This is a genomic window from Lysinibacillus sp. ACHW1.5 (assembly GCF_022014815.1).
GTDB lineage: Bacteria > Bacillota > Bacilli > Bacillales_A > Planococcaceae > Lysinibacillus > Lysinibacillus capsici.
In genome coordinates this window covers 4,415,390-4,432,256 of the sequence record NZ_CP091777.1, presented here as the reverse complement: position 1 = coordinate 4,432,256, position 16,867 = coordinate 4,415,390, and the positions used below count along the sequence as shown (strand labels likewise).

The 16,867-nt window shown below is 38.3% G+C and carries 16 protein-coding genes and 1 pseudogene; 12 read left to right on the top strand and 5 right to left on the bottom strand.

What is annotated here, in order from left to right; translation table 11 throughout:
* Window positions 1–22: 22 nt before the first annotated feature.
* Window positions 23–724, bottom strand: coding sequence for a 23S rRNA pseudouridine(2604) synthase RluF (gene rluF / locus L6W14_RS22345; protein ID WP_131521799.1), 702 nt, complete (start codon window positions 722–724; stop codon window positions 23–25).
* Between the two features lie 241 nt (window positions 725–965).
* Between rluF and adh the strand changes: the two genes are divergently transcribed.
* The 5 genes from adh to L6W14_RS22320 all read left to right on the top strand — a co-directional run bounded on the left by adh (window position 966) and on the right by L6W14_RS22320 (window position 6,293).
* Window positions 966–2,486, top strand: a complete 1,521-nt coding sequence (gene adh, locus L6W14_RS22340; protein WP_004233561.1) for an aldehyde dehydrogenase — start codon at window positions 966–968, stop codon at window positions 2,484–2,486.
* Window positions 2,487–2,507: 21 nt separating this feature from the next.
* A complete protein-coding gene (locus L6W14_RS22335; protein ID WP_237898903.1) occupies window positions 2,508–2,867 on the top strand; it encodes a DUF779 domain-containing protein in 360 nt (119 codons plus the stop codon).
* 437 nt (window positions 2,868–3,304) lie between these two features.
* Window positions 3,305–4,273, top strand: a complete 969-nt coding sequence (locus tag L6W14_RS22330; protein WP_131521801.1) for a DUF4003 family protein — start codon at window positions 3,305–3,307, stop codon at window positions 4,271–4,273.
* Window positions 4,274–4,316: 43 nt separating this feature from the next.
* The gene (locus L6W14_RS22325; protein ID WP_237898902.1) at window positions 4,317–5,744 is read left to right on the top strand and encodes an aldehyde dehydrogenase family protein; all 1,428 of its coding nucleotides are present in this window, start codon (window positions 4,317–4,319) and stop codon (window positions 5,742–5,744) included.
* Between the two features lie 69 nt (window positions 5,745–5,813).
* Window positions 5,814–6,293: an acyl-CoA thioesterase gene (locus L6W14_RS22320; protein ID WP_004233566.1), complete on the top strand. Its 480-nt coding sequence runs from the start codon at window positions 5,814–5,816 to the stop codon at window positions 6,291–6,293.
* 37 nt (window positions 6,294–6,330) lie between these two features.
* On the opposite strand, the gene L6W14_RS23235 is transcribed toward L6W14_RS22320, so the two are convergent.
* Together L6W14_RS23235 and L6W14_RS23230 are read right to left on the bottom strand one after the other, a co-directional pair.
* Window positions 6,331–6,975 carry a methyl-accepting chemotaxis protein gene (locus tag L6W14_RS23235; RefSeq protein WP_237901022.1) on the bottom strand — a complete coding sequence of 215 codons (645 nt, stop codon included), beginning with the start codon at window positions 6,973–6,975 and terminating at the stop codon, window positions 6,331–6,333.
* Between the two features lie 120 nt (window positions 6,976–7,095).
* Window positions 7,096–7,641, bottom strand: a pseudogene (locus tag L6W14_RS23230) (protoglobin domain-containing protein); the annotation flags it as partial.
* 284 nt (window positions 7,642–7,925) lie between these two features.
* Here L6W14_RS23230 and L6W14_RS22305 point away from each other — a divergent pair.
* Window positions 7,926–8,135 (top strand): hypothetical protein, encoded by a 210-nt coding sequence (locus L6W14_RS22305; RefSeq protein ID WP_066038316.1) that lies wholly within the window; start codon window positions 7,926–7,928, stop codon window positions 8,133–8,135.
* A gap of 44 nt (window positions 8,136–8,179) precedes the next feature.
* Here L6W14_RS22305 and corA read toward each other — a convergent pair whose 3' ends face one another.
* Entirely contained in the window at window positions 8,180–9,142 is a 963-nt protein-coding gene (corA, locus tag L6W14_RS22300; protein WP_048395530.1) for a magnesium/cobalt transporter CorA, read from the bottom strand.
* A 33-nt stretch (window positions 9,143–9,175) separates the two neighbouring features.
* Window positions 9,176–9,859, bottom strand: a complete 684-nt coding sequence (locus L6W14_RS22295; RefSeq protein ID WP_237898901.1) for a class I SAM-dependent methyltransferase — start codon at window positions 9,857–9,859, stop codon at window positions 9,176–9,178.
* Window positions 9,860–9,984: 125 nt separating this feature from the next.
* Between L6W14_RS22295 and L6W14_RS22290 the strand changes: the two genes are divergently transcribed.
* The 6 genes from L6W14_RS22290 (at window position 9,985) to radA (ending at window position 16,592) form a co-directional block, all read left to right on the top strand.
* Complete coding sequence (locus L6W14_RS22290) at window positions 9,985–10,290, top strand: DUF4870 domain-containing protein (RefSeq protein WP_048395538.1); 306 nt, start codon at window positions 9,985–9,987, stop codon at window positions 10,288–10,290.
* 267 nt (window positions 10,291–10,557) lie between these two features.
* A complete protein-coding gene (locus tag L6W14_RS22285) occupies window positions 10,558–11,028 on the top strand; it encodes a CtsR family transcriptional regulator (protein ID WP_004233573.1) in 471 nt (156 codons plus the stop codon).
* A gap of 13 nt (window positions 11,029–11,041) precedes the next feature.
* Window positions 11,042–11,584: a UvrB/UvrC motif-containing protein gene (locus tag L6W14_RS22280; protein ID WP_004233574.1), complete on the top strand. Its 543-nt coding sequence runs from the start codon at window positions 11,042–11,044 to the stop codon at window positions 11,582–11,584.
* Window positions 11,581–12,690: a protein-arginine kinase McsB gene (locus L6W14_RS22275; RefSeq protein ID WP_237898900.1), complete on the top strand. Its 1,110-nt coding sequence runs from the start codon at window positions 11,581–11,583 to the stop codon at window positions 12,688–12,690. Before L6W14_RS22280 ends, L6W14_RS22275 begins: the two co-directional genes overlap by 4 nt.
* On the top strand, window positions 12,680–15,124 hold the full coding sequence (locus tag L6W14_RS22270) for an ATP-dependent Clp protease ATP-binding subunit (protein ID WP_016992144.1): 2,445 nt from the start codon (window positions 12,680–12,682) through the stop codon (window positions 15,122–15,124). Before L6W14_RS22275 ends, L6W14_RS22270 begins: the two co-directional genes overlap by 11 nt.
* A 91-nt stretch (window positions 15,125–15,215) precedes the next feature.
* Window positions 15,216–16,592, top strand: a complete 1,377-nt coding sequence (gene radA, locus L6W14_RS22265; protein ID WP_004233577.1) for a DNA repair protein RadA — start codon at window positions 15,216–15,218, stop codon at window positions 16,590–16,592.
* Window positions 16,593–16,867 lie beyond the last annotated feature (275 nt).

Here is a 16,867-nt window from a genome sequence, read left to right as displayed (position 1 = left end):
TCGTCCCTCCCCTTGGATGTATCTATTTTGGTGTGTAATTGAGTAGTTTGAATAGTTCTGTTCGTTCCTTCTCCGTTAAATCACGCCATTGCCCTACCTTTAAATTACCAAGCTTAATATTCATAATACGAATGCGTTGTAGACGCTTAACGGAATACCCTAGTGCTGAGCACATTCGACGAATTTGGCGGTTTAAGCCTTGCTCTAAAATGATTTTAAATACTTTATCTGAAATCTTTTCCACATGGCATGGTAGGGTTGTTGTATCTAAAATATCGACACCTGCACCCATTTTTTGGATGAATTGAGCAGTTATAGGCTTATCAACTTGAACAATGTATTCTTTTTCATGATGATTTTCAGCACGTAGAATTTTATTGACGATATCACCATCATTCGTTAATAACAATAGCCCCTCTGATTCCTTATCAAGACGCCCGATATGAAAAATACGTAGAGGATGATTGACAAAATCAACAACATTGCCTTTTATATGACGCTCTGTCGTACTTGTAATGCCGACAGGTTTATTTAGAGCAATGTAAACAAGCTGTTGTTCTTTCTTTACCTCTTTTCCATCCACGCAAACAATGTCTCCTGTTTCAACTTGACTACCAACTGTTGCCACTTCTCCGTTAATTGTTACCTTTCCTTCTGCTATCCATTTATCAGCGCCACGACGAGATATGATGCCTGTTTCACTTAAATATTTATTAATACGCATATTGTTCTCCTATATTTTATATTATTTTTAAGTATACCTTAACGTTGCACTTACAGTGAATGCTAGAAGCTTTTCTAGCAAAAATAAATTAGTTGGAAAAGTTTTTGAAAAAGTTGAAATTATTTTATGTTTCTGACAATATATTAGGTGAGAGGGTTTCTATGAAAATATTGTTATTCCGATATAAAATAACGTTTTTTGTAGATAGTTCTCATTAAATTGTGTAAAGGGGAGAAGTAAAATGGTTTATGCATTTCCAAACACTGAAGGATCGGTAGTTCAATTCAAAGAGAAATATGATAATTATATCGGTGGCGAATGGACACCCCCAGTGAAGGGTCAATACTTTGATAACGTTACTCCTGTTACTGGACAAGTTTTTACACAAATAGCACGTTCCACAGCTGAGGATATTGAACATGCATTAGATGCGGCACATGCTGCTAAGGATGCATGGGGCAAAACATCACCAACAGAACGCGCAAACATTTTACTTAAAATTGCGGACCGTATTGAGCAAAATTTAGAAAAGCTAGCCGTTGCTGAAACATGGGATAACGGTAAAGCGGTACGCGAAACATTAAATGCAGACATCCCTCTTGCAATTGATCATTTTCGTTATTTTGCTGGGGTATTACGTGCTCAAGAGGGCTCAGTAAGCCAAATAGATAACGATACAGTTGCTTATCATTTCCACGAGCCAATTGGCGTAGTTGGCCAAATTATACCTTGGAACTTCCCGTTATTAATGGCTGTATGGAAGCTTGCACCAGCACTTGCAGCTGGAAACTGTGTCGTATTAAAACCTGCAGAACAAACACCAGCATCTATTATGGTGCTTTTAGAATTAATAGAAGATTTACTACCACCAGGTGTCATTAATGTTGTGAATGGATTTGGCTTAGAAGCAGGGAAACCGCTTGCATCAAATCCACGCATTGGTAAGATTGCCTTTACAGGTGAGACAACAACAGGGCGTTTAATTATGCAATACGCTTCTCAAAATCTTATTCCAGTAACATTAGAACTGGGTGGTAAGTCGCCAAACATTTTCTTTGAAGATATTATGGATAAAGATGATGCCTTTTTAGATAAAGCTGTTGAAGGCTTTGTGCTATTCGCTCTAAATCAAGGGGAAGTATGTACTTGTCCTTCCCGTGCACTGATTCAGGAATCTATTTACGATAAATTTATGGAGCGCGTATTACAGCGAGTAGAAGCCATTAAAGTTGGCAACCCACTTGATCCAAACACAATGATGGGTGCACAGGCATCTAGTGAGCAAATGGAAAAAATTCTTTCTTATTTAGATATTGGTAAGCAAGAAGGTGCAGAATGTCTAATTGGAGGAGACAAAAATAATGTGGGTGAAGGCTTCGAAAATGGCTACTACATTAAACCAACTGTTTTCAAAGGACATAATAAAATGCGTATATTCCAAGAAGAAATTTTTGGACCAGTAGTTGCTGTCACGACATTTAAAACGAAAGAGGAAGCATTGGAAATTGCGAATGATACATTATATGGTTTAGGATCAGGTGTTTGGACGAGAGATATTAATACGGCATATCGCTTCGGTCGTGAAATTCAAGCTGGTCGTGTTTGGACAAACTGTTACCACGCATATCCTGCACATGCTGCATTCGGTGGCTACAAAATGTCGGGTGTTGGTCGTGAAAATCATAAAATGATGTTAGCGCATTACCAACAAACGAAAAACTTATTAGTAAGCTATAGCGAAAACAAACTTGGTTTCTTCTAATTCGTAGGGAGGTGCATGAGCGTGGTTGAACGTGTATTAGCTACGGAAGAAGCGCTAGCACTAATCGATCTATTAAAAGGGAAACATGGGCCCGTTATGTTTCATCAATCAGGCGGATGCTGTGATGGCTCCTCACCAATGTGTTATCCAGAAGGGGATTTGCTAATAGGAGATCAGGATGTGTGCCTTGGTGTAGTGGGTGGTGCTCCTTTCTATATGCACAAAAATCAATATGATTACTGGAAGCATACACAAATCATATTGGATGTGGTGGACGGCAGAGGCGGCATGTTTTCACTCGAGGGCGTAGAAGGAAAACGTTTCCTAACAAGGTCAAGAGCCTTCAAATCTGAAGAGCTGCAAGAGCTAGGATTAATTTAACAGATTATCTGTACAGCGGCAAAGTTTTTCTGCCGCTGTTTTTTTATCTGGAAGTAGAAAAGTTATTGTATGGAAAGGGAGGCTTTAGGACACATGACTCTTTTCTTATAGGAATGATGAATATTGATTTTGGGCGTTCAAGTGTTTTGATATTAATTTTTATGGAAAAGAGTATGTAAAGCGATATTATTGGATGAATTTTTTAGGAAAAGGAATAGATTTAATCGATCCTTTAAGGTCATGGTAAATAATAGTTTCTTTGTGGTTTTTGCTAACATCGGCCATATCTCCTTTATAGGTTGTTAATATTTTCTATTAAATCAAATAAAGTAAGTAACATACATTAAATTATGTTTACTTTTTATGTTAATTGTTACAAAGAGGGTGAATCTTTCTCACATTATGTTACGTAAAACGGGTAAAGGAGTGTGATAAATATGGATTATGTGATGATTGAAAATGAATTTGCCAATACAGTAGAGGAGGTATCAAAGGCTGCAGGCTGGACGGTGGACCGTAAAATTGTGTTAGCTATTGCTAGTACATTTGTAGCCTCAGGAAAAACTTTTGATGCAATGAAGTATAAAAATGTTTTACAAGAGATGAAGAAGCAATCTTCATGGCTTTCTCCTTTACGGACAACCGTTGGATATAGTATTGCTGCCAATCTCATGGAGCAAGATGATGCAGAAAAGGCAGTGAAGAATTTACTTACAAATGTGAGCATCTTAAAGGAAGCGAAATTCAGAAGCGGCAATTTTAGCTATATCGGAGCACAATTCTTGACGGAGGATGAACAGGATAAAAAGACGCATGCACAGGTGGCAAGAGCCTTATTTGATGCTATACGTAAACATCATCCATTTTTAACCTCCTATGAGGACATTCCTTATGCCATATTATTAAGCAGTCCATCTGATGATGTTGAATTGCGCGCGGATACCATGAATCGATACTATAAAGAACTAAGAACATATAATTTTAATGCTGGCAATGAGCTACAATGGCTTTCACAGGTATTAACATTTTTATCACCCAAATTTGATGGTCAGCTAGTACCCGATGTTGTAACCCTTCGTGATGGGCTCAAAAAGCAAAACGTTAAAGTCAAGGCTATGCATTATCCTTTACTTGGCTTTTTAGCCATACTTAACCTGGATAAAGCACAACTTCAAGGGTTGATTGATTTATACCATGAATTAAAAGACATGAAGTTATTAAAATGGCATCGTGAATTTGTGCTCTTTATGGCTGTACAATTTGCTATTTATGATATGGCAAAGGTACAAAAGTCTTTGTCCATGACCATTATGTCTTCTATTGAGCTATTAATCCAAGCACAGCAAGCAGCAATGATTGCAGCGGTTAGTGCAGCTGCCATTGCGTCTAGTTCAAGTTCTTCGTGATAGAATAAAGAAGAACATGATTATTTGGAGGTGCATTTGAAGGATGAAGGATACAAAACTTTGGATTAATGGTCAGTGGCATGATGCAGAGGAAAGCTATGAGCTAGCTTCTCCATATAGCGGTGAGGTTATTGCTCATGTAGCTAAAGCATCTATTCAAGATGTAGAGAAAGCTATCGAAGGTGCGCAGCAGGCATTCCAATCGTTTAAAAAGACAACAGCCTACGAACGTGCCGAAATATTATATAAAGTTGTTGATATGATGCGACAAAGAAAAGAAGAACTTGCAGAGATTTTAGCCTTGGAGGCTGGAAAACCTATTGTTGCAGGTTTAGCTGAAATTGACCGTACAATCGCAACCTATCAATTTGCGGCTGAGGGAGCTAAACAGGCAAAAGGTGAGACGGTTCCAATGGATGCAGCCCCTGGAGCAGGGGATCGAATAGGCTGGACAAAAAGAGAACCTTTAGGTGTAATATCTGCCATTACGCCATTTAATTTTCCATTCAATTTAGTGGCACACAAGTTAGGTCCAGCATTTGCAGTAGGCAATACAGTTGTATTAAAGCCAGCAACACAAACGCCACTAAGTGCTATCGTTATGGCTGAAATTTTCCGAGAGGCAGGATTACCTGATGGGGCATTACAAATTGTGACAGGAAGTGGAGGTGAGCTTAGTGATACGCTTGTCACACATCCATACGTCAAAAAAGTAACCTTTACAGGTAGTGGTAAGGTTGGTTTGAAAATTAAAGAAAAAATAGGCTTACGTAAAGTAACTTTAGAGCTAGGTTCTAATGCAGCAGTAATTGTCGAACCATCTACGCCGATAAATAAAATTATCAGTCGTTGTGTAAGCGGTGCTTTTAACTTTGCGGGACAAGTATGCATTTCGTTACAACGTATATATGTGCATTCCTCCATTATTGATGAATTTACTAAAGCATTTGTTGCAGAAACAGAAAAGCTTATAGTAGGAGATCCATTAGAGAAGACAACAGATGTTAGTGCCATGATAAATCCAAATGAAGTGGAACGTATTAGGGAATGGATTGAGGAGGCACAAGAACAGGGGGCTATGATTGCAACTGGAGGCGTATTTACTGAACGTACTTTAACGCCAACAGTTATGACGAATGTGTCAGCTGGTATGAAAATTGTTTGTCAGGAAACATTCGCACCAATCGTCTCAATTGTTTCATATGAAACATTAGACGACGCAATTCGACTTGTAAATGAGTCGGACCTTGGCCTAAATGCAGGTATTTACACGAATATATTGTCAGATGCTTTATATGCAGCAGATGAATTACAGGCTGGTGCTGTCATTATTAATGATATTCCGACATTCCGAGTAGATAACATGCCATATGGTGGAGTAAAGATGAGTGGTTATGGACGTGAAGGAATTAAGTGGGCTATAGAAGAAATGACTGATATGAAATTTATTTCGATGAAAAAATCGTTCTAAATTTGCATCAGCTCTTTTTCTGCGATACGATGACGAAAGAACAACATGAGAAGGGAAGTTGCAAGAATTATGCCAAACAACGCTGTACCCATGAGCCAATCACGTACGGTTCAATCGCGTCTCGTATTACCCCCAGACACAAATAATCACAATTCTATTTTCGGTGGAAGAGTGTTAGCTTATATTGATGAAATTGCTGCTATTACAGCAATGAAACATGCGAAAGGCCTTGTAGTGACAGCTTCTATTGATTCGGTTGATTTTTTATCCGCTGCACATGTAGGAGATATTCTTGAAATCGAGAGTATTGTTTCGTCTACAGGACGTTCTTCAATGGAGGTTTATGTTCGCGTTGTTTCTCGCAATATTGAGACTGGCGAGGAAAAATTAACGACAGAATCATTTGTCACGATGGTTGCAGTAAATGAGGAAGGGAAACCCGTACCAGTTCCCTCAATCTATCCTGAAACAGATGAAGAGAAGCGTTTATTTGAAACTGGGCCAGCAAGACGAGAGCACCGTAAACAAAAACGTGCATTGCCACATTAAGGAAAAAGGGAACTCCAAATGAGTTCCCTTTTTTATTTTACATATTTAGTTCATTGACAACATTAATGAGCGAGTCGGAAGAAGAAGAGACTAGCGTAGCGCCCTGTGATAATTCAGTGATTAAATTGGAAATGGCAGAAATATCTCTAGATGTATTTACGTATTGCTGCTGAATGCCAGAAACTGCATCTGCAATATCATTAAATGACTTGGATAAACTTTCTTGTGTATTGACACTATGTTGAATTTTTTGATCAACATTAATAACTGAATTAGCCATAGTCGTAATATTACTTTCTGTTTCCTTAATAAGATGTGAAACATTTTGGACGGCATTTTTTGTTTCCTCAGCAAGCTTACGAACTTCCTCAGCTACTACTGCAAAACCTTTCCCATGTTCGCCAGCTCGTGCAGCCTCAATAGAAGCATTTAATGCTAATAAATTGGTTTGATCAGCAATGCCTGTAACTAGTCCAACAATTTCAGAAATTTTTTGAGAAGAGGTACGTAGTTGGTTCATCGTTACCTCAAGACCATTGACACTTTGCAAAATAACTTGGATTAAATCATTTTGTTCTTTCAATTGCTGTTGGCCCCGTCTTGATTTTTCCTGTGTATCTGCTACGAAGCTCAATCCTTGCTTGGTCGCTACAGCAATATCATCTGTTTGTGAGGAAATCACTAATAATGATGCGGCTGTTTCTTCACTTATGGCATTAAGCTCCTCTGCAGTACTTTGGATCGTCGTTACAAGGGAATTTTTTGTTGCATCTGCTGCTGAGCGAATACGTTCTTCCTCTTTTTCATATGCCTCAATCACGAGTTGTTGCTCAAAATTAATAATTTTACAAAATGCGTTTATAGCACGAATAGCATCTGTTTTAGAAATATCCACCTCATTCACAAAGTTTGCAAAAGTAGTAGTGAGTGACTGGAATGAGGCAATATACCACTTTGACTGCAAGCCAATTCGAACGTGAGCCTCAGCAATGGCTTTTCGTTCAGCAATGTAGGCATCATTAATATGACTTTCAAAAATGTCACTTAAATGTTTATGTAACGTGATTTTTAAACGATCAATATGTGATGTTCTATTAATAATATCAAGTAAATCTTGGCTCAAACTAATGGCTGCATAAAATTTCTCCACCATTTCAGGAATTAAGTCTTTAGCTAAAGGCTGTAGCTGCTTAATGATAGCTAAATCCTCAAGTGTTAAATTTAAAAGTTGTAATTGTTTTTGAAGATTGGGGTGGTTCAATACATCTAACTGTACACCGCTCTTAAAATTTTCAGGTGTTAATGTAATTGCGTAGCTAGAACTACTATTTTTTGAAAACCAACTCATTATTATTTGCTCCATTCTTAATATCCATAATAAATTGTAAGTAAATAAGCACTTTTGAAATTTGTTAGGTTTGTATATTTAATAAATAAATGGGATTAAATCTATTTTACTATTATTTGCTGAATATTTGGTTAAAAAATTGGATATTTCTTTATTTTTTTACTTTATTGTTAGTCCAAATGGTGAAGCGATGTAAATTTGAATTTAAAATAGGAAACCTGTAAAATACGAACTGTTTAGCAATCTAAAAATCGTACGAAAATAAAAATGGAAGGAGGGGTGGTATGGAGAAAAAACGTTTTAAATTTGTTATTCCTGTCATGGTGATTGTTGCCATTGGTTCTGTTTATATGCTACGAAACTACCATGCTGAGGTACCAGATATTGAGCAATTATTAATTACCATATGTGCAGCTTTGGGATCAGGGGTATTAGCCTACTTTTTATTTCCACAGCAGGGTGATAATAAGATTGATGACAGAGGACCGTATTAATAGATTAAAAAAACTGCTCGTTTTCATTAAAACGAGCAGTCTTTTTATGGTTTAAACAGTTTAAACCAGCCTTTATGTTTAAAGACAGCCAACATAAAGATAACGATAATTATCATAATCCCAAGTACAATAAAATAGCTGTATTGCCCATGTAGCTCAGGCATGTTATCGAAATTCATCCCATACACACCAGCAATGAAGGTAAGTGGTATAAAGATAGTAGATACAATTGTTAAAGTCATCATAATGCCATTCATGCGGCTAGAACTCATAGCCATATAACTATCCCGCATGTCTGCTGTAAGCTCTCGATTAGATTCAACCATCTCTGTTAGCTTAAGTAGATGGTCGTAGATATCTCCAAAATAAGCTCTCTCCGATTTTTTTAGTGAGAAACGGTAAGAATTGAGAATGCGATATAAAAGATCACGCATTGGTAAAATAGTACGTCTTAAGTCAAGCAAGTCACTACGGAACTCGAAGACAATTTTCATGGCATTTACATTACTTTGGTATGTAAGTTCACCTTCTAAAGCATTTAGATGATCTTCAATTTTGTAAACGAGTGGAAAATAACTGTCAACAATTTTATCGATAGTTTGATACGTTAGGTATACAGTACCTCGCTCCCAATTCTTCGGTTGGTTTTCCAGCATCTTTTGCACCTTCTCTATCTCAGGGACAGGATTTTTATGGAAGGTTATGATGAATTTATTGGAGGCAAAAATATTAACCTCCTCCGCAGCTAACGTCTCTTCGTTTACCCGATGAATGACAAAGAAATGAAAATCATCATAAAAATCGAGCTTAGGACGCTGCAACCTCATTAAGCAATCTTCAATAGCGAGAGGGTGAAAGTGGAAAAATGTATCCAACAATGATTCCTCCTCGGCTGTAGGACAATTAAAATCAACCCAATACCATTCAAATTCTTGCTGATGTATCTCTTCTAATGGAAAATCCTTTAACAATTGTTGTTGCTTTGTAATGCCAATGGTGCTTATCACGGTTTTCACCTCAAATTATTTACTACAAAATTGTTAGCTCTCCTCTTTAAAGCATACCCAACCACCGAACAAAGTAGTGGCAAAAAATCTAGAAGGTTTAGTAAAACCCGCACTTTGTAAAAGTGTTAAAATTTCCTCTTCACTCATAAAAGAAAGGGAACGAATGGATTTTTCCATCTCTGCTACATCGGATAAAGAAAGTCTAGTATGCTGTAGCCAATAAGAACGCCATAAATCAAATTGTAGTTCTGTTTCTAAAGAGCCTAGCTGACCATATTTTGAAACAAGGACAAATGGTGCTCCAGGTTTCAAATGTCTTGCTATTTCTGTTATTGTTTCGAGCTTTTCTTTATAATCATGAATAAAATGCAAGACGAGAACACAACTTGCCGCATCATACTGAGTAGAAGGCAGCGAAGCATCAAGTATTGTAGCCTGATGGAATGACATATCATTAGGAAGAGTGAGTAAACGCTCTTTAGCTATAGTAAGCATGGATTCTGATGGATCAATGCCAGTGAATGACCAGTGAGGTCTTCCTTCTGCAAGCTGTATAATTTCATTGCCACTTCCTGCTCCCACGACTAGCATGTTAGCATTTTCTGATAGCCTAGAATGATAAAAAGTTTGTATTAAACGTAGCATGGCATCATAACTAGGCAATGTACGGCGAATACCCTTTTCATATTCATTTGCTAATGTGTTGTTAAATTCCAACGCTCCTCACAGCCTTTCAAAAAAATTTTAAAAAATCTTTCTTAATGTGAAACTATTGCGGGTATAGTTCCGTAAATAGTAGTACATAAAACATAGAATAAAGTTCAAAGAAAGGGTTGATATAGATGGAGACTAAATGGTCTAAAGTAATCATACACGCAAGTGCATTTTTTGCGCCATGGTTAGTGCCCATTATTTTCTTTTTAATTAGTTCGGATGAGGAAGTAAAGGCAATTTCTATTCAAGCACTGCTATTCCAAATTGTCATGGGTGTTTTAATTGCTATCTCTGTTGGTTTAAGCTTTGTCCTTATTGGCTTACCATTTTTAATCATTTTCGGCATTATGGTATTTGTGGTACCGATCATCGGTATCGTAAAAGCATTGTCTGATGAACCTTGGCGTTATCCAATTGTTGGTCGCTGGGTATAATTTTCATAGACGCAAGTATATGCTAGTTGCATATGCTTGCGTTTTTTCTATGACGAATAAGGGTACATTAGGTGTATAAGGAAATTATTAAACCGTAAACAAATAATCGAAAAAGGGCTCTTTTCGGCTCTTAAAAAGCCTTTTTCAAGACTTTCCACTTTTCTATGGGCGAAATCATTGCAATTTTTTTCAAGCGTTTTGTATAATATACTCAAAGAAAGTCAAAGATAGTCAAAGTCAGTGAAGCAAGCGAGGTGTATTCCTAAAATGCGTAATATATCAGACATCATAGAGGGTTACTTAAAGCAAGTACTTGAATTAGGTGGAGAAGGGCATATTGAAATTAAACGTAGTGAAATCGCTGATAAATTTCAATGTGTACCATCACAAATAAATTATGTTATTAATACAAGATTTACTGCCGAGCGGGGTTACCTTGTTGAGAGCAAACGTGGTGGTGGTGGATACATTCGAATTTTACGTGTCCGCGCGAATTCACAGATTGATTTAATCGACGATGTTCTCAGGCAAATTGAAGGTGGGGCATCACAAACAATGGCAGAAGATTTGGTTTATCGACTCATTGATGAGCAGGTAATTTCCAAGCGAGAAGCGAAATTAATGTTAGCAGCAATTGATCGCTCCACGATCGACTTGCATCTCCCATTAAGAGATGTCATTCGATCAAAAATATTGCGAGCAATGCTGACAACAATAAAATACGAACAACAAAAATAGTGAGGTGATGGAAATGATATGCGAACATTGTAAACAACGTAATGCGACAGTTACAGTAACACAAGTTCAAAGTGGGCAAAAAGTAGAGCATCATTATTGTGACGTCTGCGCCTCACAATTCCATCCATTTCATGCAGAGTTTAAACAAGAGCCAGTATCTATTCAACAGTTATTGTCTAACTGGTTTGGCTCTCCTACATGGCAAAAGGTGGGGGAAAAACAACAGGTACAACCACAACAGCAAACATGCCCACAATGTGGATTTTCGTATAAGCAATTTTTAAAAGAAGGAAAATTCGGGTGCCCAAGCTGTTATGACACATTTGGAGATCATTTGCCAAAGCTTTTTAATCGTATTCAGGCAGGTCCACAACACATTGGAAAAATGCCTGGTGCTCGCAGTAATGTGTATGTTATTAAAAAGCAAATAGAAGATATCCGCAAGCGTATGAAATCCGCCGTAGATGAAGAACAGTTTGAAGAAGCGGCGAAGCTACGTGATGAAGTCAAAGAGCTAGAGAAGCATCTACAATTTGAAGGTGGTGATGTGACATGATGATTGAATCGTTTTTAGAGCGTGCGACACCAACTTGGATGCATATCAAAGATGATTACTCAGATATCGTCATTAGTACACGGATCCGCCTTGCACGAAATTTAGATGGCTATCGTTTTCCATTAGCGTTTTCAGAAAATGAGGCACTGCAAGTGGAACAGGCCGTTACACATGCAATCAGCGATAGCCCAACTCTTCAAAATGATTATGCTTATTTTGCTATAAAGGATTTAACCCCTTTACAGCGTCAAATTCTTGTAGAAAAGCATTTGATTAGCCCGCAACTGGCTAAAAAAGAGCAAGTGGGCTCTATACTACTCTCTGAAGACGAATCCGTTAGCATTATGGTGAATGAAGAGGATCATTTACGCATTCAATGTATGACAGCAAGTTTTCAACTTCAAAGTGCCTATGAACAAGCAAATAAGATTGATCGTATCCTAGAGAAAGTATTACCGTATGCTTTTCGAGATACTTTTGGTTATTTAACAAGCTGTCCAACGAATATTGGTACGGGTCTACGAGCATCCGTCATGATGCATTTACCCGCCCTTACATTAACTGGGCAAATGAATCAAATTATAAATGCCATGACACGCTTAGGAATGACTGTAAGAGGTATATATGGTGAAGGAAGCGAAAATTTAGGGAATGTTTATCAAGTGTCTAACCAAATTACACTTGGGAAGACAGAGGAAGATATTTTAGCAGATATACAAAGTGTCGCCGAAAAGATTATTCAAAAAGAGCGGCATGCAAGAGGTAAATTAATGGAAAAGGCAGAGCTTGCGCTAGAAGATCGCGTATATCGAGCTTTAGGAACCCTTACACATGCAAGAATTTTAACAAGTGAGGAAGCTGCTACTTGCCTATCTAATGTTCGTTTAGGAGTAGATTTACAATTGATTGATGGTATACAAGCAACGACTTTAAATGAATGTGTTGTTAGTATGCAACCAGGTTTTTTACAGTACTATGCAGGTGAGGCATTACCACCTGCTGAACGGGATCGTGTACGAGCGGAGATGCTTCGTGAGACATTATCTCAAGAACATGCGAATAAGCCTATAAATGGGGAAAAAGGAGAGGATTTATATGATGTTTAATCGTTTTACACAACGCGCGCAAAAAGTATTACAGCTTGCTCAGGAAGAGGCTATTCGTTGGAAGCACGAATCTATCGGTACAGAGCATATTCTATTAGGGCTTATACGTGAAGGCGGCGGTATTGCTGCGAAAGCGTTAGAAGCCATTGATATTAGTCCTCAAATGATTGAAGCTGGCATTGAAGAATTAGTGGGTAAGGGCAAAGAAGATGTCGGTCCAATCGTTCATTATACGCCAAGAGCTAAAAAGGTAATTGAATTATCTGTTGATGAGTCACGTAAATTAGGTCACTCCTATATCGGCACAGAGCATTTATTATTGGCGCTTATACGTGAGGGTGAGGGCGTGGCAGCTCGCGTTTTAAACAATGCGGGAGTCGGTTTAAATAAAGCTCGCCAGCAAGTATTATTGCTATTAGGTAATAATGATAATGCACAATCTGGCCAACAAGCAGCTCAAGCTGCCAATACACCTACATTAGATAGCCTAGCACGTGATTTAACCCAAATTGCACGTGAAGGTACATTAGACCCTGTTATTGGTCGAAGCAAGGAAATTACACGAGTTATTGAAGTTTTATCGCGTCGTACGAAAAATAACCCTGTATTGATTGGTGAGCCAGGTGTTGGTAAAACAGCGATTGCTGAAGGATTGGCACAGCAAATTATTAATAACGAAGTGCCAGAAATCCTTCGTGACAAACGTGTAATGACACTAGATATGGGGACAGTTGTGGCAGGTACAAAATATCGTGGAGAATTTGAAGATCGTTTGAAAAAAGTGATGGATGAAATTCGCCAAGCAGGCAACATCATTTTATTTATTGACGAATTGCATACATTAATTGGTGCGGGTGGTGCTGAAGGTGCGATTGATGCATCAAATATCTTAAAACCATCTTTAGCACGTGGGGAGCTTCAATGTATTGGTGCCACAACACTTGATGAGTACCGCAAGTACATTGAAAAGGATGCAGCCTTAGAGCGTCGTTTCCAACCAATCCAAGTGGATGAGCCGACAGTGGAAGAGGCTATTCTAATTATTCAAGGCTTACGCGATCGTTATGAAGCGCATCACCGTGTGAAAATTACAGATGAAGCGATTGAAGCAGCGGCAAAAATGAGTGATAGATATATTTCTGATCGATTCTTACCAGATAAAGCGATTGACTTAATCGATGAAGCAGGTTCTAAAGTACGCTTACGCTCATTCGCAGTACCACCAAACTTAAAGGCGCTTGAGGATAAGCTTGAAAATGTTCGTTCTGAAAAAAATGCAGCCGTATCAGGTCAAGAATTTGAAAAGGCAGCAGCGCTAAGAGATACAGAGCAAAAGCTGAAGGATGAAATTGAAGCTACTCGAAAAAATTGGAAAGAAGAGCAAGGTAAAGCCGAATCTAAAGTGACTGTGGATGATGTAGCAGCAGTTGTCTCAATGTGGACAGGAATCCCAGTAGCTAAAATTGCTTCTGAAGAATCTTCGAAGTTATTACAGCTTGAAGAAGAGTTACACAAACGTGTAGTAGGGCAAGGAGAAGCAGTAGAAGCGATTTCTCGTGCAATACGTCGTGCAAGAGCAGGCTTAAAAGATCCAAAACGACCAATTGGTTCATTTATCTTCTTAGGACCTACAGGCGTTGGTAAAACAGAGCTTGCAAGAGCACTTGCTGAAGTAATGTTTGGCGATGAAGATGCGATGATTCGTGTTGATATGTCCGAGTATATGGAGAAACATTCGACTTCTCGTTTGGTAGGTTCACCTCCAGGCTATGTAGGCTTCGATGATGGTGGCCAACTGACAGAGAAAGTTCGCCGTAAGCCATATTCAGTCGTTTTATTAGATGAAATTGAAAAGGCACACCCTGATGTATTCAATATTCTATTGCAGGTGCTTGAAGATGGTCGTTTAACAGACTCTAAGGGACGTGTAGTAGACTTCCGCAATACAGTGGTCATTATGACTTCAAACGTTGGTGCGGATGCATTAAAATACCAAAAGAGCCTTGGTTTTAATGTAGGCGGTGCAGAGTCTAAACATAAAGACATGAAGGGTACGATGTTAGAAGAATTGAAAAAAGCATTCCGTCCAGAATTCTTAAACCGTATCGATGAAATGATTGTCTTCCACGCATTAGAAAAAGAGCACTTAAAAGAAATCATTGCAATGATGGGCAATGCTTTAACAAAACGCTTGAAAGAGCAAGACATTTCGTTAGAGCTGACTGACGCAGCACTTGAAAAAATTGCTGAAGAAGGCTATGACCCTCAATATGGTGCTCGTCCACTACGTCGTGCATTACAAAAACAAGTAGAGGATCGATTATCAGAAGAATTACTAAAAGGTAATGTAGAAAAGGGTAATCAGGTTGTCATTGATTACGTAAACGATGAGTTTGTTGTAAAGAAAAAAGAGGGAGTATCCATCTCTAAATAATTTCAAGGAAAGACAGTAAGGCTTTAAGTGCCAAGCTGTCTTTTTTTCTGTACAATTAAGGATAAGAACAAATATTCGAGGTGAAAGCAATTTGGCAAAGAAAAAAACGAAATTTGTATGTTCAGGCTGTGGCTATGAATCTGCTAAATGGATGGGAAGATGCCCTGGGTGTGGTGAATGGAATAAAATGGTGGAAGAAGTAGAAATGGTTGCTAAAGGTCCACGTGGAGCTTTTCAACATTCTGCTACAGTTACTCAAAAGGCAATCCCGATTATCCAAGTGGAAGCTACTGAAGAATCGCGTGTAGCAACAGAAATGGGCGAACTCAATCGCGTATTAGGCGGTGGCATTGTACCTGGTTCTCTAGTATTAATTGGGGGCGATCCTGGAATAGGGAAATCAACATTACTATTACAGGTCTCCGCATTACTCTCGAATAAAGGGCATCGCGTACTTTATATATCTGGAGAGGAATCTATTCGTCAAACGAAATTACGAGCAGAGCGTTTAGGAGTGATTTCTCAAGAGCTTTACATATACTCCGAAACAAACCTAGAGTTTTTAAACCAAACTATTGATGAAGTACAACCTAAATTTGTCATTGTCGATTCCATACAAACCGTCTTTCATCCAGAAGTAACAAGCGCCCCAGGTAGTGTCTCACAGGTTCGTGAATGTACAGCTGAGCTGATGCGAATCGCTAAAACAAAAGGCATTGCTATTTTTCTAGTAGGACATGTCACAAAAGAGGGACAAATTGCAGGGCCACGTATTTTAGAGCATATGGTGGATACTGTACTGTACTTTGAAGGGGAGAGACACCATAATCATCGTATTTTAAGAAGCCAAAAAAACCGATTCGGATCTACAAATGAAATTGCTATATTTGAAATGCTTCAAGGTGGGTTAAAGGAAGTGCTAAACCCTTCTGAGTTATTTTTACAGGAGCGGTCACAAGGTGCGGCGGGGTCAACTATTGTAGCCTCAATGGAGGGGACAAGGCCAATTCTTGTTGAAATTCAATCCTTAGTTACGCCTACAAGCTTTAACTATCCTAAACGTATGGCCACAGGTGTCGATCAAAATCGAGTACAATTGCTAATGGCTGTACTAGAAAAGCGTATGGGTCTCATGCTACAAGCTCAGGATGCATATATTAAAGTTGCTGGTGGTGTCAAGCTGGATGAGCCAGCAATAGATTTAGCGGTGTTGACAAGCATTGTATCTAGTTTTAAGGATCAGGCAGTGCGTGCAACGGATTGCTTTATTGGTGAGGTCGGACTGACAGGTGAGGTCCGTCGGGTATCACGTATAGAACAGCGAGTCATTGAAGCGGCGAAGCTTGGATTTAAAAGAGCTTTCATTCCTTCTTCGAATATTGGTGGTTGGGAATTTCCGCAGGGAATTGAAATTGTTGGTGTAGAAACGATTAAAGATGCACTAAATGCATGCTTTAGAGAGTTATAAAGGAGGTTGTGCATGTTGGATATTATTCTGACATGCATTTTCCTTCATTTTTAATGCTAATATCGGAAACTCATATAAAAGAATAAACGTCCTAAATAATAGCTGATGAATGAATAAAGGATTTCATCTAGTACGAACAAAATAGAAGTTTGTAAAATTTTGTCTAACTATCTTATCCTTGTTTCACAACATCAAAAATAATGAGATTTTGACTGAGCTCATGAAAGATTTTCTACCGTAAACTATGTATAATCTTAACTAACAATTAGGAGGTG